The sequence below is a fragment of the Vibrio zhugei genome, assembly GCF_003716875.1.
GTDB lineage: Bacteria > Pseudomonadota > Gammaproteobacteria > Enterobacterales > Vibrionaceae > Vibrio > Vibrio zhugei.
The window spans coordinates 159,002-181,827 of sequence record NZ_CP033077.1 but is presented as its reverse complement, the minus strand read 5'-3'; the positions used below and the strand labels follow the sequence as shown (position 1 = coordinate 181,827).

Annotated in this window: 24 protein-coding genes and 1 tRNA gene; 3 read left to right on the top strand and 22 right to left on the bottom strand. The window is 47.8% G+C overall.

Translation table 11 applies throughout. The features are described 5' to 3' along the window. Positions 1–152 precede the first annotated feature (152 nt). Positions 153–1,343: an ISL3 family transposase gene (locus EAE30_RS00925; protein ID WP_123014962.1), complete on the top strand. Its 1,191-nt coding sequence runs from the start codon at positions 153–155 to the stop codon at positions 1,341–1,343. Between the two features lie 54 nt (positions 1,344–1,397). On the opposite strand, the gene EAE30_RS18915 is transcribed toward EAE30_RS00925, so the two are convergent. The 22 genes from EAE30_RS18915 to EAE30_RS00825 all read right to left on the bottom strand — a co-directional run bounded on the left by EAE30_RS18915 (position 1,398) and on the right by EAE30_RS00825 (position 19,842). Beyond that, positions 1,398–1,988: a GlxA family transcriptional regulator gene (locus EAE30_RS18915; protein WP_241967557.1), complete on the bottom strand. Its 591-nt coding sequence runs from the start codon at positions 1,986–1,988 to the stop codon at positions 1,398–1,400. A gap of 59 nt (positions 1,989–2,047) precedes the next feature. After that, entirely contained in the window at positions 2,048–2,533 is a 486-nt protein-coding gene (locus EAE30_RS18910; protein ID WP_241967556.1) for an AraC family transcriptional regulator, read from the bottom strand. A gap of 344 nt (positions 2,534–2,877) precedes the next feature. After that, a complete protein-coding gene (locus tag EAE30_RS00915; protein WP_123014244.1) occupies positions 2,878–4,257 on the bottom strand; it encodes an L-serine ammonia-lyase in 1,380 nt (459 codons plus the stop codon). A gap of 184 nt (positions 4,258–4,441) precedes the next feature. Next, the gene (gene purU / locus EAE30_RS00910) at positions 4,442–5,311 is read right to left on the bottom strand and encodes a formyltetrahydrofolate deformylase (RefSeq protein ID WP_123014243.1); all 870 of its coding nucleotides are present in this window, start codon (positions 5,309–5,311) and stop codon (positions 4,442–4,444) included. A 48-nt stretch (positions 5,312–5,359) separates the two neighbouring features. After that, the gene (locus EAE30_RS00905) at positions 5,360–6,028 is read right to left on the bottom strand and encodes a sarcosine oxidase subunit gamma (RefSeq protein WP_123014242.1); all 669 of its coding nucleotides are present in this window, start codon (positions 6,026–6,028) and stop codon (positions 5,360–5,362) included. Beyond that, positions 6,021–6,269 (bottom strand): glycine cleavage T C-terminal barrel domain-containing protein, encoded by a 249-nt coding sequence (locus tag EAE30_RS18905; protein WP_241967555.1) that lies wholly within the window; start codon positions 6,267–6,269, stop codon positions 6,021–6,023. The genes EAE30_RS00905 and EAE30_RS18905 overlap by 8 nt, the downstream gene beginning before the upstream one ends. After that, complete coding sequence (locus EAE30_RS00900) at positions 6,238–9,039, bottom strand: sarcosine oxidase subunit alpha family protein (protein ID WP_241967554.1); 2,802 nt, start codon at positions 9,037–9,039, stop codon at positions 6,238–6,240. The genes EAE30_RS18905 and EAE30_RS00900 overlap by 32 nt, the downstream gene beginning before the upstream one ends. Continuing rightward, entirely contained in the window at positions 9,036–9,341 is a 306-nt protein-coding gene (locus tag EAE30_RS00895) for a sarcosine oxidase subunit delta (RefSeq protein ID WP_123014241.1), read from the bottom strand. Before EAE30_RS00895 ends, EAE30_RS00900 begins: the two co-directional genes overlap by 4 nt. A 15-nt stretch (positions 9,342–9,356) precedes the next feature. After that, a complete protein-coding gene (locus EAE30_RS00890) occupies positions 9,357–10,610 on the bottom strand; it encodes a sarcosine oxidase subunit beta family protein (RefSeq protein ID WP_123014240.1) in 1,254 nt (417 codons plus the stop codon). A gap of 30 nt (positions 10,611–10,640) precedes the next feature. Beyond that, a complete protein-coding gene (glyA, locus tag EAE30_RS00885; protein ID WP_123014239.1) occupies positions 10,641–11,906 on the bottom strand; it encodes a serine hydroxymethyltransferase in 1,266 nt (421 codons plus the stop codon). Positions 11,907–12,091: 185 nt separating this feature from the next. Next, positions 12,092–12,844, bottom strand: coding sequence for a copper homeostasis protein CutC (locus EAE30_RS00880; protein WP_123014238.1), 753 nt, complete (start codon positions 12,842–12,844; stop codon positions 12,092–12,094). Positions 12,845–12,876: 32 nt separating this feature from the next. Then, positions 12,877–13,617: an SDR family NAD(P)-dependent oxidoreductase gene (locus tag EAE30_RS00875; RefSeq protein WP_123014237.1), complete on the bottom strand. Its 741-nt coding sequence runs from the start codon at positions 13,615–13,617 to the stop codon at positions 12,877–12,879. Positions 13,618–13,699: 82 nt separating this feature from the next. Continuing rightward, positions 13,700–14,422, bottom strand: a complete 723-nt coding sequence (locus EAE30_RS00870) for a metal-dependent hydrolase (protein ID WP_123014236.1) — start codon at positions 14,420–14,422, stop codon at positions 13,700–13,702. A 407-nt stretch (positions 14,423–14,829) separates the two neighbouring features. Next, positions 14,830–15,519: a hypothetical protein gene (locus tag EAE30_RS00865; RefSeq protein WP_123014235.1), complete on the bottom strand. Its 690-nt coding sequence runs from the start codon at positions 15,517–15,519 to the stop codon at positions 14,830–14,832. Between the two features lie 208 nt (positions 15,520–15,727). Further along, on the bottom strand, positions 15,728–16,603 hold the full coding sequence (locus tag EAE30_RS00860; RefSeq protein ID WP_123014234.1) for a PhzF family phenazine biosynthesis protein: 876 nt from the start codon (positions 16,601–16,603) through the stop codon (positions 15,728–15,730). Between the two features lie 84 nt (positions 16,604–16,687). Next, the gene (locus tag EAE30_RS00855) at positions 16,688–17,515 is read right to left on the bottom strand and encodes a nucleotidyltransferase domain-containing protein (RefSeq protein ID WP_241967553.1); all 828 of its coding nucleotides are present in this window, start codon (positions 17,513–17,515) and stop codon (positions 16,688–16,690) included. Between the two features lie 10 nt (positions 17,516–17,525). Then, positions 17,526–17,825 (bottom strand): putative quinol monooxygenase, encoded by a 300-nt coding sequence (locus EAE30_RS00850; RefSeq protein ID WP_123014233.1) that lies wholly within the window; start codon positions 17,823–17,825, stop codon positions 17,526–17,528. A gap of 51 nt (positions 17,826–17,876) precedes the next feature. Further along, positions 17,877–18,302, bottom strand: a complete 426-nt coding sequence (locus EAE30_RS00845; protein WP_123014232.1) for a bleomycin resistance protein — start codon at positions 18,300–18,302, stop codon at positions 17,877–17,879. A gap of 196 nt (positions 18,303–18,498) precedes the next feature. Beyond that, positions 18,499–18,573 (bottom strand) — tRNA-Gly (locus tag EAE30_RS00840). 248 nt (positions 18,574–18,821) lie between these two features. Beyond that, positions 18,822–19,145 carry a hypothetical protein gene (locus EAE30_RS00835; RefSeq protein ID WP_123014231.1) on the bottom strand — a complete coding sequence of 108 codons (324 nt, stop codon included), beginning with the start codon at positions 19,143–19,145 and terminating at the stop codon, positions 18,822–18,824. Between the two features lie 3 nt (positions 19,146–19,148). Next, positions 19,149–19,523, bottom strand: coding sequence for a hypothetical protein (locus EAE30_RS00830; protein ID WP_123014230.1), 375 nt, complete (start codon positions 19,521–19,523; stop codon positions 19,149–19,151). A 13-nt stretch (positions 19,524–19,536) separates the two neighbouring features. Then, positions 19,537–19,842, bottom strand: coding sequence for a hypothetical protein (locus tag EAE30_RS00825; protein ID WP_123014229.1), 306 nt, complete (start codon positions 19,840–19,842; stop codon positions 19,537–19,539). A gap of 488 nt (positions 19,843–20,330) precedes the next feature. On the opposite strand from EAE30_RS00825, the gene EAE30_RS00820 reads away from it, so the two are divergent. Both EAE30_RS00820 and EAE30_RS00815 read left to right on the top strand, forming a co-directional pair. Then, positions 20,331–21,041, top strand: a complete 711-nt coding sequence (locus EAE30_RS00820) for a gluconate 2-dehydrogenase subunit 3 family protein (RefSeq protein ID WP_123014228.1) — start codon at positions 20,331–20,333, stop codon at positions 21,039–21,041. Beyond that, positions 21,041–22,819, top strand: a complete 1,779-nt coding sequence (locus tag EAE30_RS00815) for a GMC family oxidoreductase (RefSeq protein ID WP_199287026.1) — start codon at positions 21,041–21,043, stop codon at positions 22,817–22,819. Before EAE30_RS00820 ends, EAE30_RS00815 begins: the two co-directional genes overlap by 1 nt. Positions 22,820–22,826: the final 7 nt, after the last annotated feature.

Below are 22,826 nucleotides of genomic sequence, written 5' to 3'. Positions count from 1 at the left end.
CGGCATCCTAAATCCCTTTTGCGTACTAAGGCGCGACAAATAGGCATAAAAAAAGGTTCATCGCGGATTAGCGGGAATTTAAAACAAAAACGGTAGAAAGTGATATGGTTTAGTCGCCAAACAAAAATCATACACAAACTACCGTTTTCATGATGAATCATACTTTTCTATCCTCTTTTTGGGAAGGCTTTCATGTCGTAAAGTCTGCTCAAACGTCTTCTCTTATCACCATTACTCTCAAACCCAGCACAACCGCTCGGTGTTCATGTGGGCAATATGTTCAAGCCATACATGATTATCAGTGGCGAACGATTAAGGAAGCGATGATGCTCGGCGTACCTGTCGAACTATCCGTACAAACAAGGCGTATCAAGTGCCCTGACTGTGGTATCAAAACCGAATCTATTTCTTGGCTTGAACCTTTTGCGCGCCTAACTAACCGCTTACGTAGTTATATTGAACAGTTGCTGCCTCTTCTTCCTATTAAGCATATTTCCCAGATGACGGGCGTTCATTGGCACACGATTAAGGAGATAGATAAGCGCCGACTAAAAAATGGGGTGCCAGAGGTCAACTGGGCCGAGCTGAAACAACTGGTCATGGATGAGTTTGCGCTCTTTAAGGGACATCGTTATGCCACCGTTATCGCGGATGCTAAGACGCATCAAGTGCTGTGGATAGGCGTTGGACGAAGTCGACAAGATATCCGTCCCTTCTTTGAGTTACTTGGTCAGTATTGCCAGAACATAGAGGCGGTTGCGATGGATATGAATACGGCTTTCGACCTCGAAGTGCAGCAACATTGCCTCAACGCTCGCATTGTGTACGACTTATTTCATGTGGTCACCAAATTTGGTCGGGAAGTGATGGATAGAGTCAGAGTTGATCAAGCGAATCAACTCAAACAAGACAAGAAAGCACGCCAATGGATTAAGCGCTCTCGCTGGATTCTCCTTAAAAACAGAGGCAACTTAGACAGTAAGCAGGAGAGCTACCTAAGTGAGATACTGAGTATGAACAAGGACTTAATGGTGACGTATTTACTTGGCTCTCAGCTTAAAGAGTTATGGCGATGCCAGTCAGAAAGCGAAGCGAGAGACTTATGGGACGTATGGTGGGGGCAAGTTCAAGAAAGCGGGATCAAGCCGCTTATGGACTTCGCAAGAAAGCTCAAACCTTATCTTCATGGCATCGTTGCTTCTGCATGCTATCCACTCAATACCTGTACGCTCGAGGGCATAAACAACAAGATAAAGTTAATCAAGCGAATGGGTTACGGCTATCGAGATACTGATTACTTCTTTTTAAAGATAAAAGCGGCTTTCCCCGGAAAGCCGCGATGAACCTAAAAAAAGCCGCCGTTTTCATCAACGGCGGCTTTTCAGGACAGACTGTCATTACAATGAGACGGAACCATAGGTCGGTTCATGTTGCGCTTCAAATAACACCTTAGATGAACGCAACGGCGTCATATTATATTCCATCAAATCCACCACATTTTGCTGACCGATGGCGGCTGCCACCAGCGGAACGTTACTGAGCGCTACACCTTGAGTGCCGACGCGTTCAGCCTTAGGAGAAATGCCGATATGAATACGATAACATTTGCTAAAATGTGGTGATGAAACAAAACCACAGGCGGTTGCAATTTCAATGATGGACATCGAGGTTTGGCGTAGCAATTGCCTTGCTCGATAAAGACGCAATTTCAAGTAATACTTTGATGGTGAGCAATGGAGGTATTTCTGGAACAAACGTTCCAATTGACGACGAGATAACCCCACATAGGACGCCAACTCATCCAGTTCAATGGTCTCTTCAATGTTGGCTTCCATCAAAGTGATGGCTTCAACCAATTTGGGTTGCGCGGTGCCAATCATATGTTTCAGTGGAATACGCTGATAATCACTGTCGCCCCGCACTCGGTCGCAAATAAACATTTCAGAAATACTCGAGCCCAGCTCTCGCCCATAATCCTTCTGAATCATCGTGATCATCATATCCAGAGGCACAGACCCGCCGCTGCACGTCATACGATCCCGATCGATCACAAAAAGGTGGTTGAGACAACTGACGCGAGGATGGCGCTCTTGCAAAGTCGCGATGCACTCCCAATGCACGCTGCACTGATAACCGTCAAGTAATCCTGCCTCAGCAAGTAAATACGGGCCTGTGCAGACGCCCCCAATTTGACATGTTTACGCGCCAGCGACTGTAGCCAATAAATTTGTTTGGAGGTAAAGCTGCGAGTGATGTTGACGCCTCCCACAACAATCAGTGTATCCAATAACGGAGCGTCTGCCATCGAACTGTCCGGGATCACGCTGATGCCGTCACTCGCCGTTACCGTCTGACCATTTTCAGAGATCGTATACCAATCATACAGCTCTTTTCCCGTCAGTTGATTCGCCATTCGTAGCGGATCAACCGCCGATGCCAATGCTAACATTGTAAAATTATCCAACAGTAAAAAACCAATGCGATTAACTGGTTTGGTGACTGTTGTGTTGTGGTGATAGGTTGAGACTGACATAGCGCACTCCATTGCATATTTATTTGTTGGAGAGAAAATGTAGCGACTCGATACCTTAATAATTATTGTCTGGATATGAGTCTTGTTTACTCCAACAACATAGCAACAAGTGTGCCCTTTGACGCGCCTATTGTTAAATTTTTGTGTCATAGCATAAATAAAATGACCCATTGCTTATTATTTATGCGATCTAGCTAAAAAATTAGATTTATCACATAAAATTGCAGCTAAGTCACAGCTAAAATGTGACATACATCAGACCTTTACGTTGCACCATGGCTGCGACACTGCACTATTTCAGGGCTAAATGTTAAAAGGTTTAACAAAAACAAGTGATAAAAAAATCAGCACTCGATCGCATTCACCGCCAATCCACCACGCGAGGTTTCTTTATACTTATCTTGCATGTCCCTGCCAGTATCACGCATTGTCCTGATCACTTTATCCAACGAGATAAAGTGCTGTCCATCACCACGCAGCGCCATGTTGGCCGCGTTGATCGACTTTACGGCGGCAATGGCATTGCGCTCAATGCATGGCACTTGCACTAGACCTCCAACCGGATCGCATGTGAGGCCGAGGTTGTGTTCTAACGCGATTTCAGCGGCATTTTCCACCTGCTCAGGGGAGCCACCAAGAATTTCCGTCAATCCCGCAGCCGCCATGGCACTGGCAGACCCCACTTCCCCTTGGCAGCCCACCTCCGCTCCTGATATCGATGCATTTTTCTTGCATAAGGCGCCAACCGCTGTCGCCGCTAAAAAGAACGTCATCACATCGTCTTCTTTGGCTTTTGGGTGAAAACGCATGTGATAAGCCAATACGGCAGGAATGATGCCCGCCGCACCATTGGTCGGCGCGGTAACCATACGTCCCCCTGCTGCATTTTCTTCATTGACCGCGAGCGCAAACAAATTGACCCAATCCATCCCGCTAAGAGAACTATAAATCACATCGGCTTCGGAGGTAGCGGTCAGGGCCTGATGCAACGCCGAGGCGCGCCGCTTGACATTCAATCCGCCAGGTAAAATCCCAGTATTTTCTATCCCATTCACAATGCATTCCTGCATTACCCCCCACAACTTAAAAATGCTGGCTTTGACGTCGGCGTATGGACGTAGCACAGTTTCATTCGCCAGAACGATGTCACTAATCCGTAAATGATGCTGCTTACATAACGCCAATAATTGCTCACCAGTCGCATATTCATAAGGTAGCGTTATCGTCTCCTGTGGCCAATGATCATCTTGGATCTCGTATTCATCTAATACGAACCCACCACCAATCGAATAATAGGTTTTCTCTTTGATTAATTGTGAAGCCCTATCGTAAACCGCGAGTGTCATCGCATTAGGGTGATAATCCAAAACTCGGTCATCGAACACCAATTGCGTATCCCAGTCGAAAGCAATCGGCTTTTTGTTGCCAAAGACCAACGTATTCGTTTCGCATACCGCTTGAATGGTGGGCTCAATCAATGTGGGATTGATCGTCTCTGGTTGATAGCCCATCAAGCCCATCACGACCGCATTATGGGTGTTATGTCCTGCGCCCGTTGCACTGAGAGAACCGAATAGCTGAATATTGACGCTATCGACCGCGTCGAATAGGCCTTGGGCCTCCAACTCTTGAATAAATAAGTATGCCGCTTTCATCGGACCGACAGTATGAGAGCTTGATGGGCCGATGCCTATTTTAAATAAATCAAATACGCTGATATTCATGGCACACTCCTAAAACATTCCGTTTTCAAATGAAAACAGATTATTTATCAATAATAGATTATTTAGATACTCTGAAACGACATTTGCACCACTAAAGTCGACGTAATGAGACACCACAGACAAAAGCCGTGCGCATGAGTCGCGTTGAGAAAGTGTGGGGAGAGGCCTTCCCCAAGAAGAGGCGTTAATTACTAAAAACCACGGTGCGCTTTCCGCTTAAAAACACCCGTTTTTCGACATGATAACGCACGGCATTGAACAAGGTAATACGTTCAATATCTTGTCCCTTAGAAATCAAATCTTCAGGGTAATGCGCATGATCGACGGTCTGAATGCCTTGTGTGATGATCGGCCCCTCATCAAGATCATTGTTGACATAATGGGCCGTCGCGCCCACCATTTTGACCCCTTTCTCCCATGCCTGATGATAGGGCCTTGCCCCCTTAAAGCCGGGCAGTAGCGAATGGTGAATATTAATGGCTTTACCATCTAGGTGACCACACATTTCAGGCGACAGCACTTGCATATACCGAGCAAGCACCGTGAGATCAATGCGGTACTCCTCCAACAGACCTAAAATCTGCTGTTCTTGCGCTAACTTCGTCTCTGGTGTGATTGGCAAATGGTAATAAGGAATATTATGCCATTTCGCCAACGGTTCTAAATCTGGGTGGTTGGAAATAATCACCGGAACTTCAATCGCTAATTGCCCAGTCCGTACCCGAAACAACAGATCGTTTAAACAATGATCGAATTTTGATACCAGAATCGCCACACGTTGTTTTTGAGAAGATGGCGACAAATCCCACTGCATATCAAACTGTCTGGCCCGCTTGGCAAATTCGTCATTAAACCGTGTGACTGAAAAATCATCCTGATTGGGAGTAAACTCAATACGAAGAAAAAATTGTCGCTGTAGACGATCATCAAAGGAATGAATTTCATCAATATAATTCCCTGATTCCGCCATAAAACGGGTGACCACATCCACGGTCCCCAACTGGCTAGGGCAACTGCCCGTAAATACCCAAGTATCAGATTTTATATGTGCCATGTGTTGCTCCATACGATAAGCCGAGCAATCGTGCTCGGCTTGCTATCCTTATTTTTCAATCGTTAGACCAAATTCTTGGCCTGCATCCAATAGCCAGCGCCATAGGTAATCAGCAAAACTGCGCCTGACAACGAGTTGCCACTGCATGTCCCCCGTGCGACAAATCAAGGCTGAGCTTTTTGCAAATACCGAGGTCGCCGCTTTCCCTACAGGAAAGGCTTTCGGATGCACATCCAGCGGAGTGCTTTTCTTGAGCATCACTCTTGCACTTTCTCCAGACAATTGAATGATGGTTTGGCCGCCACTTTGGTTCACAAGCGAGTAATGTCCGGTCAATTTCGCGCGCAGCGCCACTTCGATATCAAAGATCATATCGCCCGAAGAAATGATCAACCATTCATCGGGGGTCACCCACAATATGCGAGTCACATCGTTAGAGACACTGGTTAACGGTTTGACGGGTAAGTCCATACCAAGCACCTGAGAGACCCCACGAACGAAATCGGGATTGTCGCTGTTCCCTCGCAAAATGAGATGTCCCATAAACGCCAGTTCTTTCATGACAGCCCCCGCTTTGCTGGTGGTCGGTTGGATGCTGAAATGTTTTTGGTCATCAAAAATCGGGGATTGTGCTGGCCGCGTACAATAGTGATCCATTACCGCCACATCTTGCGTTGCATTGACCTCTGTTTTATTGCTCGAAACGACATCAGACATTTTGGCGTTCTCCTTTTGGATCCAAGAATATAGGGCTGCAGATTTCCGCTTCTATCACTTGCCCGTCCGCAAGTGGGTAATACACGGTATCGCCCATTTTATTTTGCCCATCAATAATAAAGCCCATTGCGATACCACGTTGTAACGTGGCACTCCAATAGCTCGAACTCACATGCCCTAACATCGTCATCGGCACTGGCTCATTGGGATCAGCAACCGCTTGCGCTCCTTCCGGTAGCACCTCTTTTTGGGTTCACCGTTTTAAGTCCAACCAATTGCTTGCGAGCTGGGCGCGCATTGGCCTCTAACGCCATACCTCGTTTACCAATAAAGCTAAATGGCTTTTTCATCCCGACACACCAGCTCATTCCTAAATCATGAGGCGTCATGGACCCATCCGTGTCTTGCCCGGTAATAATGAACCCTTTTTCCGCTCGAAGAATGTGCATGGTTTCCGTGCCATAAGGCGTTAAGTCGTATTTGTCACCGTGTTCGAACAATTTATCCCAGACATAACGGGCATAATTGGCTTGCACATTGATCTCGTAGGATAATTCACCCGTAAATGAAATACGGAAGATGCGCGCCGGGACTCCTGCGACGTTCCCTTCTCGCCAGTCCATAAACTTAAAGTTATCCGCACTCAGATCCATATCCGTTAGCTCTTTGAGCAACTCTCGACTTTTTGGCCCCCCAAGTGTCATGGTGGCCCAATGATCCGTAACGCTGTTCATATACACTTCCAAATCAGGCCATTCTGTTTGGTGGTATAACTCAAGCCATTCCAATACATGCGCGGCGCCGCCAGTCGTTGTGGTCATTAAAAAGTGGTTTTCGCCCAAACACGACGTCACACCATCGTCGAAGACCATGCCATCTTCACCACACATTAATCCATAGCGACACTTACCTATGGCTAATTTCGCCCAAGCGTTAGAGTACACACGCCCGATAAACTCACGCGCATCTTTGCCTTGAATATCAATTTTCCCTAAGGTGGACGCATCCAAAATACCGACGCCTTCTCGCACAGCCAGACACTCACGATTGAGCGCCTGTTGCATGGTTTCACCACCTTTCGGATAATACCAAGGGCGTTTCCATTGACCGACGTCTTCAAGTTTTGCCCCATGCGCCTCATGCCATTCGTGCATCGCGGTATAACGAATGAGGTCAAAAAGCTCATTGCAATGACGACCAGAAATCGCGCCAAACGTCACTGGCGTATAATTAGGACGGAAAATCGTCGTCCCTGTTTCCGGAATGGTTTGCCCCAGTTTTTTTGCGGCAAACGCCATACCATTGATATTACCGAGTTTGCCTTGATCCGTGCCAAAACCTAATGCCGTATAGCGTTTCACATGCTCAATGGATTCAAAGCCCTCTCGCGTGGCGAGTTCGATTGCAGACGCCGTAACATCATTTTGATAATCGACAAACTGCTTGGGTGCGCGTGACGTCGGTTTGGTATGCGGAATATGAAACAAAGCCATTGGTGGGTTGCTGCGTAATGTCTCGACTTTCGGACAGCTCAGAGCACTGGCCACCAGTGATAAACGCTGTACAGCGCTTTGACCGACTTCCAAACCTTGTTCTAGCACCGACTGTAAGGTTTGTAGCCCGTTGATCGATCCTGCTGTTAATTGGCGTTGGACGGTTTCCCCAGGAACGAACCCGATTGCTTGTTCATCCCACACCGGACGGCTGCCCATATGGCACGATAAGTGAACGGCTGGACTCCATCCGCCTGAGCTGGCAATCGTATCACAGGCGAGTGTGCGTTCTTTTCCAGTGACCGCGTCACCTTCTTCATTGATGCTCGCCACCACCGCACCTGATACACGTTTCGAACCGGTCACATCGATGACAGCGCTGCCGGTGATGACCTCTATCCCCAGTTCTTTTACCGCGTCGATACGTGCGCCCGACACGGTTTGACGGGTATCCACTACCGCCACCACTTCTTTTCCAGCATTCGCCCAGTCGAGTGCCGTTTGATAGGCTTCGTCATTGGTGGTCATGAGTACCAATTGCTCACCCGGCACCACCGCATAACGTTGAATGTAAGTGGATACCGCTGACGCTTGCATGCACCCAGGAACATCGTTGTTGGCATACACTAATGGCCGTTCATGAGCGCCAGTCGCTAAGATCACCCAATTCGCGCGAACTCGGTGCATACGCTGACGCACTTTATCGCGACCAATTACATCGGCGACGTGATCACCGATCCGTTCATGAATCGTCAGGAAGTTATGATCGTGATAGCCATTCACTGTCGAGCAGCTCAACAACGTGACGTCATCATAAGTGGCCAGTTCATCCACCACCGATTCCACCCAAGCACTCGCTGGTTTACCATCAATCAATTCACGACTCGCGAGCAAACTGCCACCAAACTCATTTTGCTCGTCGGCGATGATCACCCGTGCCCCGGCTTTTGCCGCACATAACGCACTCATTAACCCGGCCGGGCCTGCACCAACCACAAGCAGATCGCAATGCTGGTTAATGTGATCGTAGATATCCGGATCCGGCTCACTTGACGCTCGCCCTAATCCAGCCGCTTTGCGAATGTATTTTTCGTAAGTCGGCCACATTTTCGCCGGACTCATGAAGGTTTTGTAGTAAAAACCGGGCGGCATCAAGCTGGCACCGACTTTGCCTACCATGCCCATCAAATCAGTTTGCACATTCGGCCAACCATTGGTTGACGAACACACTAACCCTTCATAGAGCTCTTGCTGAGTCGCGCGTACATTGGGGATCTGTGTGGCTTCCGTTGCCCCCACTTGTAAAATGGCATTAGGTTCTTCCGCTCCCGCCGCAATCACGCCCCGAGGACGACTGTATTTGAAGCTGCGGCCGACGATATCAATGCCATTGGCCAACAAAGCAGACGCGACCGTGTCGCCTTCAAACCCTTGATAGGATTTTCCATTAAAAGTGAAGTTCAGCACTTTAGCGCGTTTAATTCGGCCCCCAGAGGCTAAGCGATTAGGTTGTTTCATGATTCCACTCCTTGGCTTTCATGCTCAGACGCTTTGGGTTCTTCACCCATTTTATATACCTGTTCGATTTCATACGTTGCAGTGTTACGAACGATATTGAAATACTTCCGGCATCCTGCTGCGTGGTGCCACATCTCATGATGCGTGCCTTTAGGGTTGGTGCGAAAATGGAGGAACTCTCCCCACTCTTTGTCCGTGCAATTATCGGGGTCTAAAGGACGAGCAATACTGGCTTGTCCTTTGGCGTGAAATTCTTCTTCTTCACGCATTTCTTGGCAATATGGGCAATAAATATGAAACATTTGGCTCTCCTTAGCTTAATGCGCAACACCAGCGGCACCATGTTCATCCACCAACGCACCATCATGAAAACGGAACATTGAAAACGGTGCGGCGAGTTCATGCATCTCCCCCTTGGCTAACGAGGCGGCAAACACATTGCCTGACCCTGGGGTGGCTTTAAATCCCCCTGTCCCCCAGCCACAGTTAAAGAACAGATTCTCAACGGGCGTTTTAGAGATGATCGGGCTGGCATCATGGGTGGTATCGACAATCCCGCCCCATTGACGGTTCATCCGCACCCGGCTAAAGCTTGGGAACATTTCAACAATCGCTTGGATAGTATGCTCGATGGTAGGGTACGATCCTCGCTGGCCGTACCCGGTGTATCCATCAATCCCAGCGCCAATGACCAAATCTCCTTTGTCTGATTGACTGACATACCCATGCACATGATTCGACATAACGACGGTATCAATCACCGGCTTGATGGGCTCTGATACCAACGCTTGTAACGGGTGAGATTCAACCGGTAATTCAAAGCCCGCCATTTTTGCCATGACCCCAGAGTGGCCCGCGGTAACACATCCGACGCGGTCGGCGCGAATCACGCCATGGCGATGTGTTTTCACCCCGACTACCGCGCCATCTTCCATTTCAAACCCAACAACTTCGGTTTGTTGCAGCAGATCGACCCCCATTGAGTCAGCTCCGCGTGCGTATCCCCAAGCTACCGCATCGTGACGTGCGACCCCTGCACGAGGCTGCCACGATGCCCCCATCACGGGATAACGACGATTTTGCGAGCAATCCATCGCCGGAACGATTTCCTTAACTTGCTGAGCATCCAGCACTTCACCATCAATCCCATTAAGACGGTTTGCGTTCACTCGGCGCTCAATGTCACGCATGTCTTGCAACGTATGTCCCACATTCAAACAACCTCGCTGTGAAAACATCACGTTGTAGTTCAGATCTTGCGAGAGCCCTTCCCACAGTTTGAGAGAATGCTCAAACAAGTGTGCGGCTTCATCCCACAGATAATTAGAACGAACAATCGTGGTATTACGGGCGGTATTACCACCGCCTAAATACCCTTTTTCGATCACCGCTATATTTGTAATGCCATGTTCTTTGGCCAAATAATACGCCGTTGCTAAGCCATGACCGCCACCACCTACGATAATGACATCGTACTTTTTCTTCGGCTGAGGGTTGCGCCATAGGCGCTGCCAATTTTCGTGATAACCAAAACTGTGTTTCAACAGCCCAAATCCTGAATAACGCTCCATATATTCTCTCCCGAGTTTCCTTTCCGTGGCTTAGCGATACACAGGGAATTGCGCACAAAGTGCGATAACCTGTGATTTGACGTTACGAATGGTGGATTCCAAGTGTTCTTCATTCTCTAATGCGTCCAAAATATCGGCGATCCAGCCTGCCAACTTGGTGCATTCAGCGTCTTTAAAACCACGCGTCGTCACAACTGGCGAGCCAATACGTAAACCGGAGGTCACAAAAGGCGATTGAGGATCGTTCGGAACGGTATTTTTGTTCACGGTGATATTGGCTCGGCCTAACGCGGCGTCGGCCGCTTTTCCAGTCAGTCCTTGTTTCACTAAGCTAAGCAGAAACAAGTGGTTATCGGTGCCATTTGAAACGATCTCAAACCCTCGTCCCCGCAATACTTCCGCCATGACTTGCGCATTCATCACAACTTGTTTTTGATAGGCAGTAAACTCCGGTTGTAAGGCCTCTTGAAACGCAATGGCTTTGGCTGCAATCACGTGCATCAATGGTCCACCTTGTCCACCGGGAAATACCGCTGAATTGAGTTTTTTCTCTATGTCTGGATTTGCTTTAACGAGGATCAAACCGCCACGTGGACCACGTAAGGTTTTGTGTGTTGTCGTCGTCACCACGTCTGCCCAAGGGATGGGATTCGGGTATAACCCTGTGGCCACCAAGCATGCAACATGGGCCATATCAACAAATAAGTAGGCATCGACTTGATCCGCAATAGTCCGAAAACGTGACCAATCAATTTTACGTGAATAAGCAGAAAATCCGGCCACGATGACTTTGGGGCGATGCTCTAGCGCCAGTTGCTCGACTTGTTCAAAATCGATCTCCCCAGAATCTGCGGTAATGCCATATTGAATGGCATGATAAATTTTACCTGAAAAGCTGACTTTGGAACCATGAGTCAAATGGCCTCCATGATCCAAACTCATACCAAGAATGGTATCACCGGGTTGACACAGCGCGGCGTACACCGCTGCATTGGCTTGCGAGCCGGAATGAGGTTGCACGTTGGCATAATCAGCGCCAAAGAGACGACAAGCGCGCTCAATAGCAAGCTGTTCGATTTGGTCAACATATTCACATCCACCGTAATAACGCTTACCAGGATACCCTTCAGCGTATTTATTGGTTAAGACCGAACCTTGTGCTTCCATGACGCGGGGGCTGGTGTAGTTCTCAGAAGCGATCAGTTCAATGTGCTCTTCTTGACGTTGTGTCTCAAGCTGCATTGCCGTCCATACCGCTTCGTCGAACTCAGCTATCGAATCTTTTTTCGTAAACATCCTTCTCTCCATGCAGGCCTTCAAATATGAAGTGACTTTCTTCCTTGGGATAGAGTAGATGTTATAGACTGCCGCTCATTCGAATATGCTTAGTAACGTCTAGCGAATGTCGATTTGCGACATTGCCACATCGAGAAAACAAAAACCCCGGCAAGCCGAGGTTTTTTACTGTGTGAATCTATGTTTTATGTCATCAACGATTGACACTGAACAATGGTTTGGCGAATCTGCTCGCTATCCGTTACGGCTCGGTAACTATCCGCTTGCGCATCACTGCCCATCACGGCACGCTGGGTCTGAACACTCATTCGACTGGGTTGCAACGCTTTACCGGATAAATGCACCTCACAGGCGCCAGTATACTGGAGTATCTCACTCACATTATGCGGCGTGATCCCGCTGCCTAGCATGATGGACAACCGCCGCTGAGTTTGTTGAATCCACTGACGTAAATAGTGCATTCCGACTTGTGCCGTCGCTTGTCCCCCAGAGCTCAATACGCGTTCACATCCAAGATCAATCAAGGTTTCTAGTGCGCGCTCCGGATCTGCGGTCCAATCAAAGGCGCGGTGGAACGTCATTCCCATCGGACCTGCACTGTATTTCCAACAGGCTATTGCCTTACTATCAATCGCGGCATCGGCGGTTAATGCACCGACAACAACCCCATCAACCCCCTGATCTCGTAAGAACTCAATCTCATCGGCCATCATCGCGACTTCATCCGCACTATAGAGAAAATCACCGCTGCGAGGGCGAACCATGGCATATACGGGTACGCTTGACTGTTCAACCGCATATTTGATCAATCCCACGGTTGGCGTGATCCCGCCAAGAGCTAATGAGCTGCACAGTTCAATACGTCCCGCGCCTCCCTCCAGCGCATTGTGCAGCGATTCAATACTATCAACGCACACTTCCACACAGATGTTTGTCATGTTAATTCCTATCTCAGCTATCTACGCGCGAGTTACCATGTCAATGTCAAACCACCATCAACCACCAACGTATGGCCGACAATATAGCTGGCTTTATCAGAGAGTAAAAATTCAATCGCATTAACTATCTCTTGTGGGTCAGCGAAACGCTGTACCGGCACCACGTCTGAAACCTCTTCACGAATGTTCGGGTTATCGACTCGTTTCTCATCCCAACGCGGCGTCCATGTGACCCCTGGCGCCACCGAATTAATACGAATACCGGCCGCGATATTTTCTAACGCGACGGACTGCGTTAATCCCTCAAGCGCATGCTTTGCAGCACTGAACATCGCCGCCCTCGGAGTTGGGCGAATGCCATTGATTGAACTGACATTGACAATCGCACCACCATCACTCATCAGATCAATTTCATATTGAAAGCACAACGCCTGCGCCCAGAAGTCGACATCCAACGTTTCTTTGAGTTTTTCCGCTTTCAACGTCGCAAACGGTCCACCAGAAACTAACGCAGGTGAGGCATTATTCACTGCGTAATCGAGACGGCCATAACGCTCTTTAATGCCCGCATAAAACGCGGCGAGTGCGGCCTCATCACTGATATCAACACATCGATGATCAACAGCAGCAAGCTGTGGATAGGTATTCACGGCCTCGGACCAAGTCTCTCGTGAGCGAGAACAGGTGATCACTTGGTGCCCCAACTCGACCATCCGCAAAACGGTATGTAATCCAATCCCTTTAGAGCCACCGGTGACTAATGCGATTTTCATTCCTTATCCTTCCTTTGATGTGATGAAAATAGTGGTTCATTGTACCCTTGGCTCAGACATAAACCTAGGACTTGTGCGGGGTTTATCCCCAATATAACTGAAGGTGATGCCACTCTTTGGTAAGCCACGCTATCGCATGTTCTGGCTGAGGTAACCAAGTCAATGACGCTTGCCACGCGCTGGCATCAGGGCTAAACAGATAACCTACGGCACAAGCAATGACCAACACAAAAGAGGCCAGCGGTTCTCCCCAGTCGGTCAACTTAAGCGCGGTCCCAAATGAACGTTTAACACGCATACCTGACAGTTCGATACTATAAATCTCATCAAGTATCAGATGAATCATCGCCCCAAAAAACACAAAGGCGCCAATACCCCATGCGGTTTTCGCACTGAGTTTAAAGACATGATACGCCAAAGGAACAGATACCGCCGCAAACATGATATTGGCCAATAGGCTATGTAACGTTCCTCGGTGAATCGTTAATTGCTCAAAGACCCATTTTATTGGAAAACGCATCACCAAATAACTGGCTATCGCGGCAACAAGTACCTGCCAATGCGCCAATTTTTCTAACCAAAACGCAATGGTTAATCCCGCAACCAATGCACTGATTAAACGAAAAACCAGCCGAATAGCGAGAGATTCATCCGAATCAATATCCGGCAGCAACCCGCCTAATGTGCCGGCTAAGGCATAAAAAATCGCATCGTTCATGGTCGCAAAGCCTGCGATGAAAGCGCTTGCAGATAACGGGGCACTGAGGGCGGCAGCGACAGTGACGTGGGTTTTAAAATCGGCCATTTTCTATTGCTCTTACTGCGAAAATCTAAAGGAAGCTCAGTATTGACTGAGGGTTTACGGTTAGTGCCCACATACTACAAGAATTAAGTCGAAGAATGAAAGGCTTATCGCCCTCTTAATCAGGCCAACCGATAGGCACAAGCTCAACGGGTTCTTTTAGCCAGACACTTCATCCACAAAAACCCTGTCAAGCTTGATTGAAGACTTAGAATAAACGAATGGAGGTAAGTCAGGTGTCAGTAATTCGAGGAGATAACGTCAATTCCCTTAGGCATCACGTCTTAGACGTCTGCCCCTACGTATCAATAGGATAGATCGAATCTGTAGTATCATAAAAAAGGCCAGCGATTGGCGCTGGCCTAAAACTCTCTCTGTCTATAAAACGAAATGACAACCAGATCAGAACACTATTCCTCTGAATCTGCGTGAGAAGACGCATCAAAACGGGTCATATTCTCGAACGCCTCCATCCAAAAATAAGAACTTATAAAATGAAATTGGCGTGACAAGCCGTTATCAGCGATCTGTTGCAACTGCCAGACAATACCTGGGGCTTCTGGAAATTGAGTCCCCTGTATCTGTTCGTCATACAGGCGATTAATCAAAGCAAGTTCACCTTGGCCATCAGCGAGCAAACGAACCATAGAAGACTCTAAGGATGTATCGAAAATCGTCATGGCCTCTTCATTCTCCGCTGTCACCGTGAGCGTCATTTCCACTCCGGTTGGCTCGGCAAATGTGCCATTAAATGCTTCTCTTAATAACGCATAAGCACGGAAAAAGCGTTCATGGTAAAGGCAATTTGCGTATTCTTCCCAATACCGATCTTCGAGCATATCGTGGCTGACTTGATCGATTTTCCCCTGTGGTAAATCGGGGAAAAGGTGCGTTAATACGACCGCTGCGGCGCCCTCTGGCCCTTGGTCGTTAAGCGACATCATGCACATTTCTCTAAGCTCAGTCGCGTCCATCGCGTCTAAGTCTTCATCAAAGCTCATGATATGCATTAAAGCGCGATAATCGGCATTCGACCACGCGTTGTTGATCTGGCTAATTTTCTGGAAGGAATCGATTTGAACTGTAAATTGTGGCTGCATTGTGCACTCCTACTTGACGTTCATCTTGCCGAGAATTTGGCTGTCCGTGTTGATAGCACGTCAACCTAGCTCTTGAGAAAAACAAGATCGAACGACCAATGTACCTCGTGTGGCAGCAATACGCTAATCTTAAATATCACCATCAACACCACCACATGCACCGATTCACTGACTCGTCTGATGTTACTGGCCACAATTCAACTTGGCATCATAGCTGGATATTTTTGCTTGCCATTAACTGAGCCGCCCCACCGACTCGCACATCGATAATCCCATGCTCGTCTGACTCGACGGTGACAGAGATGAGTGATAGGCACTCCATGGCGCGACCTTGTTCAAACGTGAAATGAGGCGAATCGGCCATGACGCCATGCTTGGTTAAATAACAAGCGAGCGTGCCGTTAGCGCTGCCAGTTGCCGACTCTTCAGCAATGCCCACTAAGGGAGCAAAATTACGGCAGCTTGCCGTCACGTCAGTGGAATCGTTCGATAACTCGAACGCATGAAGGCCTATGACATGGTGTTTGTGACAAAATTCAGTCATTAATGGCTGATTCACTTGGATGCTATCAAGATAGCCATGAGGGATGGGAACAATGATATCCGCCAATCCTGTCGATACAATCTCAATGGGAAGCTGAGTAGACGCCAGTAATGCGGCATCCAATCCAATTAACTCGGCTATCGCTTCATAGCTTAATACCCCCCGATACTCGGGAAGCCGCTGCTGCATGACAACATGACCCGAAGGATCAATGGTCACCGCGAGTAAGTCGGCTTTTGTTCTTTGCGTAAATTGGCCCTCGCGCACCAGTCCGGTCTTATACATCATTGAAAATGCAGCCAATGTTGCATGACCACAAAAATCGACTTCTTCTGTCGGGGTAAAGAAAGACAATTCAAAATCGACCTCGTCATCTTGGGCGACAAATGCGGTTTCCGACGCGCCGACTGCGTGAGCAATGGCGAGCTTTTCTGCTCTTGTTAACTGCTGGCGATCAGCATGAAATACCACACCGGCAGCATTCCCCCCAGCACCTTGATGGATAAAGGCATTCACTAACAAAACTTCCACATTTTTCATCGTTTCATCATTCCTTATTCTTTCTCGGGGCATTGTTTTTCAAGATATTCGTTTCCAAGAGACAGCAGGTATTCATTGCTTGCGCTATTCGCAGCGGGGCGGAGTCTCGGTGATATTTTCAACGGCGGACATAATCGCTTGGCTGAGTCGGACATACAGCTCAAACGCGGATGCTTTGCAGCCGCATGCGCCAATAGCGCACTCATAAGCCAATTGCAGATCATCGCGCTGCTCGGGATAATAGCGCTTAGCAACCTCAGTGCAGTGCGCTAAATCGGTATACCAACTGTTATCCTGCTCTGCGACAAAATAATAAGCCGCTCTGATCAATTTCTTGCCCAACACTTTGACGACGGCTGCGTCATCCATTCTCGAGAACGGAGGAACTCGCATTTGCTCAGTAAAGGTCAACAGATCGCCATTCAATGCGTGAGCGATATGTCGGCTGGGTGTGTGAGGAGACAAACCAGCCGCCAGATCCTCTCCCCAAATACAACAGCAACAGTGCTTTAACCAAAACTGCCAATAATATCGTTGTTCCCGCTCCCAAATACACTCAATATGGCCAGGATCAATATCCAATTTACTGATTTCAGGATAATGCTGTGGTATCTGTCCGGAGATTTGCGCAAAAATCTCGCGCTCCTCTTCACCAATAGGAGTATTGAGAACAACAGACACATCGAGGTCAGAACGTCCCACGACCGCAAGGCCTCTGGCGACACTGCCGTATAAGTAAATCCCGACTAGTTGCTCAGGAAACTGACGGACTAACGCTAAAACCGTGGCATCAACCACAGGTTTAAACTCTGGTTGGAGGCGTTCAAAGGCGCAATCATTACGGATAAAACCTTGGCAATCTAAGCCGCGATAATGGACAGCTGCCAAGGTGTGCTCTTTTCCTAATTTCACGTAATGAGTCTCACTTTAAGCCGTCAACCATGCCTGTATCAATCACCTCATAATGCCGTTCGACACTCTGAGTGAGCTCCCCCCATCGCGATGATTGTACTCTTCGCTGATGAGCATCAAATGCGGCTCTATCGACAAACGCTTCATAAACGTTAAAACGAGAGGGGTTGTGTGGATCCGCGGTGACTTGAAAGGTTATGCACCCAAGTTCGGCACGAGTGAGGCGCAGATGATTAACTAACTCGAGTTGAATCTCTTCTCGCTGTGAGTTCGGAACTAAAATAAATCCCTTAAGTATGACTGTTGACATTCCCTATCCTTAAATATCGACACATTTATCCACGCATCGAAACAAAACGCGTTACTTTTCATGTCCCTTTTCACCCAAATACTGAGTAAATCGCAACAAATATCCATCAGGATCTTGAACCAAAAATTCGCGTTGGCCACTCATCATCTCGCCTTCATCGTACCAGTTGTCCTGCGGCTGCCGATACAGCTCGACATTGGCTTTCAATAAACGCTCGAGCACTGGTGAAATATCGGTTAATTCTATTTGGAAATTAACGCCGCGTCCGAGCGGATATTGCAACGCTCCGGTCACCCAACCTGAGTCATGAATTTGTTCAAGCATGATATGGACTTTTTCATTCTCAAGATAGGCAAAATTAGGGCGAGTTCGTTGATTTCTGACGGTAAAACCCAGTAAGTCTCGATAAAAGCTCAAGGATTGATCAAAATTGCTCACTGATAATTCAGGGACCATTGGGTTCCAGTAATCGTCCATGATTTCCTCATTCACAAAAAACACAGTGCATAGACAGTGACGTTATCTGGTTGGGTCTGTGTTTTCAACAGTAATGTTAACTATTGAGAAAAATCATCGAGTTATTGCTGGGAAACACTCGCAGAGGAAAATAAAACAATCGCTAGAAACAATGACAGAGTAGGATGAAGCAGGCGTAAAACGAATAACGAAGGATTGGAGCGGGCAGCGGGAATCGAACCCGCATCATCAGCTTGGAAGGCTGAGGTAATAGCCATTATACGATGCCCGCTTTGGTGTGCATCGAGGCGATGAAGATAATATGCCACCCTTATTGCTAAAAAGAAACCTTTTTTCACCACTCATCCATCCAGTTGAATACGAAACAAACAATAAGGAATTCAAACGATTAAAAAACACACCACCCGTCTAAAAAACGCCCCTCACAGAGTAAACTCAAACGGCCCCCCTAAGCACAGCCAATGCTAAAAAGGCGATGAATGAATCATTCAAACAACAACAAGGGCGCGATGCGGATACTTACTCAGTACCCACACTGGAATCGGCATCGGAGGGGGTATCGGCTTGAGAGGGCTTAGCCATGCTCGCCATCATCTGGGCCGACAGGAAACTAAACACATCACGAGTCGCCCTGCTCAATAAATTCCGCCGAGCATGGGTTGCCAGATCCGTTTGCGTCGTCGCACCTAAGAGAAAACTGACCAGCAGGCCTTGTGGACTGCTCGCCGTTTGTAGAGCACGGTCTTTGGCTTGTTTACGACAGACAGCGGCAATGTTTTCCCACTGTTTTGTCTGACAATACAGAGTATCGCGCTGTCGTTTCATCTGTTTAATACCAAACATCGCCTACTCCTCTTCCACAGGAATAATCGCATCCAAAGTACGCGAAAAGTTCATGTTGTTAAGCGTACGTTTGACCAAGTACATCAAAACAATTGCGCTAAGCAGAGTGACCAAAGTGGCGGATAAAAATATCCCAATTAACGAAAAACCGTAGCTCCAAGCCACCACGGCGGTCGTCGCTATAATGAGCAGCCAAGTGGTTAATAACAGAAAAATGACACCGCACATCAACGCTAAAAGTTGAGCGCTAGAGGCTACCCAAAGTTTTGCCTCTAGCGCTCCAAGCCCTAATACACTCTTAAACCACCGTTTGTGAGACGTCACCGCATCGCTAAATTCTGATGCACCTGACGACGTGTCAGAGTGTGGTGCTTCCATATTGGTGATTCCTTTATTTACGCTTGCATAGGAAACTCGCAGCAACAGCCCCTGCTAGAAAAGCAATACCAATGGCTTTTACTGGGTTTTCTTTCGCATACTCGCCGACCGCTGAACTGACCTTTTCAGACTGTTGTTTCGCTGTATCAGCGATTTTATGCGCTTGCTCGCTGATTTGCTGCGCGACTTCTTCAATACGTTCTTGGCTTTCTTCTTTCGCTTCAACTGCGCTGTCAACACCTTTATGTGCAGCGTCTGCAGCTTCGTCGACTTTCTCATGTGCTTTTGACTGGGTCGTACTCTTAGTTGCTGTAGCCATTTTAAACTCTCCTTTGATTTAAAAATGAAGCTCTCAACGCTGATGGGAATTCAATAATTTAGCGCTCAAGATACCCTTAATTGCATCTACCACTTTAGCGTATTTTCTTAAGCTACGCCAATCCAGCTAGAGTAGGCAATGTCATTTTTCTGTTTGATTTACAATATGATGTGAGACGCGTTCAAGTGCCAGTGAGACAAATAACCGATAAAACGTGTATTGATAATACTGATAAACTTATCCATTGATACATACAATGTCTGAATATAAGGCTCATCAACAGACTTCATTTTTTGTTGCGTTGAGAATTACCTAGATTAAAAAACCGCAATTTTGAAGCTAAGTCATAAAAATAAAACACAAGCGCTGATATTTTATTTTAACCCACCCAAGAGAAAGCCTGCGATTGAGACGCCATTTAGTACGACGCCATGGCATCGTTTAAACCTAAATTGCGACCCATCACGTGATTAGTAAGGACATTAGACATGGAAGAGTCTACAGATAAAGCTCGTCGGAAATTTTTAAAGAGTACGTTGATTGTCGGTTCGGCGAGCGTCCTCGGCCCAACCCTGATATTCCCCGCTTTTGCGGATCCCATGACGCCTATTAACTTGCAAGATTACCAACCGATTTTTTTCAACAGCGACGAATGGTCGTTTATTCTTACGGCCGTTGATCAACTCATTCCAGCGGATGAGTATGGCCCTAGCGCCATTGAAACCCATGTTCCCATATTCATCGACCGACAAATGCAGGGAAATTTTGGCAAAGCCGCGGATTGGTATATGGAACCCCCGTTTGCGCCACACTCACCTCCAGAACTCGGATATCAGTCGCCTCTCACCCCAGCAGACACATACCGGCACGGTATCAAGGCGACCAATCAATACTGCGTGAAAACGTTCGGTACCGTGTTTTCCAAACTGCCAGCGCAACAACAAGTTCAAGTGCTTACCGATTTGCAGCATGGCGAGATTCAATTCAATGACGTCAGCGCTTCTCAGTTCTTTGCTTTTCTTCTACAAAACACAAAAGAAGGCTACTTCGCCGACCCCATCCATGGTGGAAACAAAGGCATGGCAAGCTGGAAAATGATCGGGTTTCCTGGGGCGCGAGCCTCATTCAAAACGTGGGTGAATTACCCAAATGCAACCTATCCGTTAGGTCCGGTGAGCATTCAAGGAGAGAGAGGATAATGATGACACCACGCCAAGAAAAACCCGTCGACGTCGTCATGGTAGGGCTCGGTTGGACCAATTCGATCATCGGAATGGAAATGACGGATGCCGGACTCAATGTCCTTGCGCTTGAGCAAGGGGCAGACAGAGAGACAGTGCCGGACTTTTCCTATCCCCAAATGGCGGATGAATTAACTTATGGCGTGCGCTACAAATTAATGCGCCGCCCTGCCGCCAATACCGTCACCGTGCGACACTCGATAGGCGACACCGCCTTACCCTACCGTAATTTGGGGTCGTTTCTCCCCGGAGATGGTGTGGGTGGAGCCGGCAGCCACTGGAATGGGCAGTCTTGGCGCCCCATGCCAGAAGAGTTGTATCTGCGCACATATGTCGAGGAAAAGTTCGGTAAAGACATGATCCCCGAAGACATGACGATTCAAGATTTTGGGGTCAGTTATGAAGAGCTGGAACCGCATTTTGATTTTTTTGAGAAAGTAATGGGGATCTCGGCGCAGGCAGGCAACCTTCAAGGCAAGATTCAACCCGGAGGCAATCCTTTTGAAGGGCCGCGACAAAACCCTTATCCGCTGCCACCGTTACCACGCACCCTCAATGACACTCTGTTTGCGAAAGCGGCAAGTCAAAAAGGGCTTCATCCCTTCCCCATGCCCGCCGTCAATGCGTCGCAAGCGTATACTAACCCGTACAACATGCAGCTTGGCCCTTGTAACTTTTGTGGGTTTTGTGAACGTTATGGCTGCATTAATTACTCTAAGGCATCACCACAAACCTGCATTTTAGGGGCATTAAAACAGCGTAACAACTTTGCTTACCGGACGCACAGCGAAGTCATTAAAATCAATGTCGACGATTCAGGCAAAAAAGCCACCGGAGTCACTTACATCAATGGCGAAGGCGAAACGATTTTTCAACCCGCCGATATCGTCATCGTCGGATCCTTTGCCTACAATAATGTCCGTCTTCTATTACTCTCCAAAATTGGGCAACCTTACGATCCTGTGACCAACACTGGCACGGTTGGCCGTAATTATGCCTATCAAATGACAGGAGGCGCCTCAGTCTTTTTTAAAGACAAAACATTTAACCCCTTCATCGACACTGGTGCGAATGGCGAAGTCATCGATGACTTTGCTATCAACCAGATTGATTTTCGTAAAGAAAGGTTCATTGGCGGCTCCTACATTAATGCAGGCATGACCAACGGACAGCCAATTCGTAATATGCCGCTACCTTCGGGGACACCAAGCTGGGGATCACAGTGGAAAAAAGCGGTGAAGGATAATTACGGTCACGTAATGAGTATTGGATCTCATGGTTCCAATATGTCTTACCGCGATTGTTACCTGAGTCTCGATCCCACCTACAAAGATCGTCACGGCTTACCGTTACTCCGCATGACATTCAACTGGAAAGAAAACGATATAAAAATGACGCAGTTCATGAAACGGCAAATCGAGTCGATCGTCGAGGTCATGAAGCCCGATAGTGCTAAGTACGGTTTCAAAGACTTTGGCTCGAAGTACGATGTTCGCCCTTATCAATCTACCCATAATGTAGGCGGTGCGATCATGGGAACGACCCCCAAAAACAGTGTGCTTAATCGCTACCTACAAAGTTGGGATGTGCATAATGTCTTTGTTATGGGCGCCAGTGCTTTTCCACAAAATATCCAATATAACCCAACCCTTTTGGTCGGGGCGCTGACATATTGGTCGGCCAAAGCGATTCGGGAGCGCTATATTCCCAATCCCGGCCCATTGGTTCAGGCGTAAGGATGCA

Coding starts and splice junctions, on each gene's coding strand:
- EAE30_RS18915 (WP_241967557.1), bottom strand. CDS start 1,988: ATGATTCAGAAGGATTATGGGCGAGAGCTGGGCTCGAGTATTTCTGAA.
- EAE30_RS00815 (WP_199287026.1), top strand. CDS start 21,041: ATGATGACACCACGCCAAGAAAAACCCGTCGACGTCGTCATGGTAGGG.
- EAE30_RS00895 (WP_123014241.1), bottom strand. CDS start 9,341: ATGTTTCATATTTATTGCCCATATTGCCAAGAAATGCGTGAAGAAGAA.
- EAE30_RS00825 (WP_123014229.1), bottom strand. CDS start 19,842: ATGGCTACAGCAACTAAGAGTACGACCCAGTCAAAAGCACATGAGAAA.
- EAE30_RS00875 (WP_123014237.1), bottom strand. CDS start 13,617: ATGAAAATCGCATTAGTCACCGGTGGCTCTAAAGGGATTGGATTACAT.
- EAE30_RS00900 (WP_241967554.1), bottom strand. CDS start 9,039: ATGAAACAACCTAATCGCTTAGCCTCTGGGGGCCGAATTAAACGCGCT.
- EAE30_RS00870 (WP_123014236.1), bottom strand. CDS start 14,422: ATGGCCGATTTTAAAACCCACGTCACTGTCGCTGCCGCCCTCAGTGCC.
- EAE30_RS00915 (WP_123014244.1), bottom strand. CDS start 4,257: ATGAATATCAGCGTATTTGATTTATTTAAAATAGGCATCGGCCCATCA.
- EAE30_RS00925 (WP_123014962.1), top strand. CDS start 153: ATGAATCATACTTTTCTATCCTCTTTTTGGGAAGGCTTTCATGTCGTA.
- EAE30_RS00865 (WP_123014235.1), bottom strand. CDS start 15,519: ATGCAGCCACAATTTACAGTTCAAATCGATTCCTTCCAGAAAATTAGC.
- EAE30_RS00905 (WP_123014242.1), bottom strand. CDS start 6,028: ATGTCTGATGTCGTTTCGAGCAATAAAACAGAGGTCAATGCAACGCAA.
- EAE30_RS00880 (WP_123014238.1), bottom strand. CDS start 12,844: ATGACAAACATCTGTGTGGAAGTGTGCGTTGATAGTATTGAATCGCTG.
- EAE30_RS00830 (WP_123014230.1), bottom strand. CDS start 19,523: ATGGAAGCACCACACTCTGACACGTCGTCAGGTGCATCAGAATTTAGC.
- EAE30_RS00820 (WP_123014228.1), top strand. CDS start 20,331: ATGGAAGAGTCTACAGATAAAGCTCGTCGGAAATTTTTAAAGAGTACG.
- purU (WP_123014243.1), bottom strand. CDS start 5,311: ATGGCACATATAAAATCTGATACTTGGGTATTTACGGGCAGTTGCCCT.
- EAE30_RS18910 (WP_241967556.1), bottom strand. CDS start 2,533: ATGTCAGTCTCAACCTATCACCACAACACAACAGTCACCAAACCAGTT.
- EAE30_RS00860 (WP_123014234.1), bottom strand. CDS start 16,603: ATGAAAAATGTGGAAGTTTTGTTAGTGAATGCCTTTATCCATCAAGGT.
- EAE30_RS00850 (WP_123014233.1), bottom strand. CDS start 17,825: ATGTCAACAGTCATACTTAAGGGATTTATTTTAGTTCCGAACTCACAG.
- EAE30_RS00890 (WP_123014240.1), bottom strand. CDS start 10,610: ATGGAGCGTTATTCAGGATTTGGGCTGTTGAAACACAGTTTTGGTTAT.
- EAE30_RS00835 (WP_123014231.1), bottom strand. CDS start 19,145: ATGTTTGGTATTAAACAGATGAAACGACAGCGCGATACTCTGTATTGT.
- EAE30_RS00845 (WP_123014232.1), bottom strand. CDS start 18,302: ATGGACGATTACTGGAACCCAATGGTCCCTGAATTATCAGTGAGCAAT.
- glyA (WP_123014239.1), bottom strand. CDS start 11,906: ATGTTTACGAAAAAAGATTCGATAGCTGAGTTCGACGAAGCGGTATGG.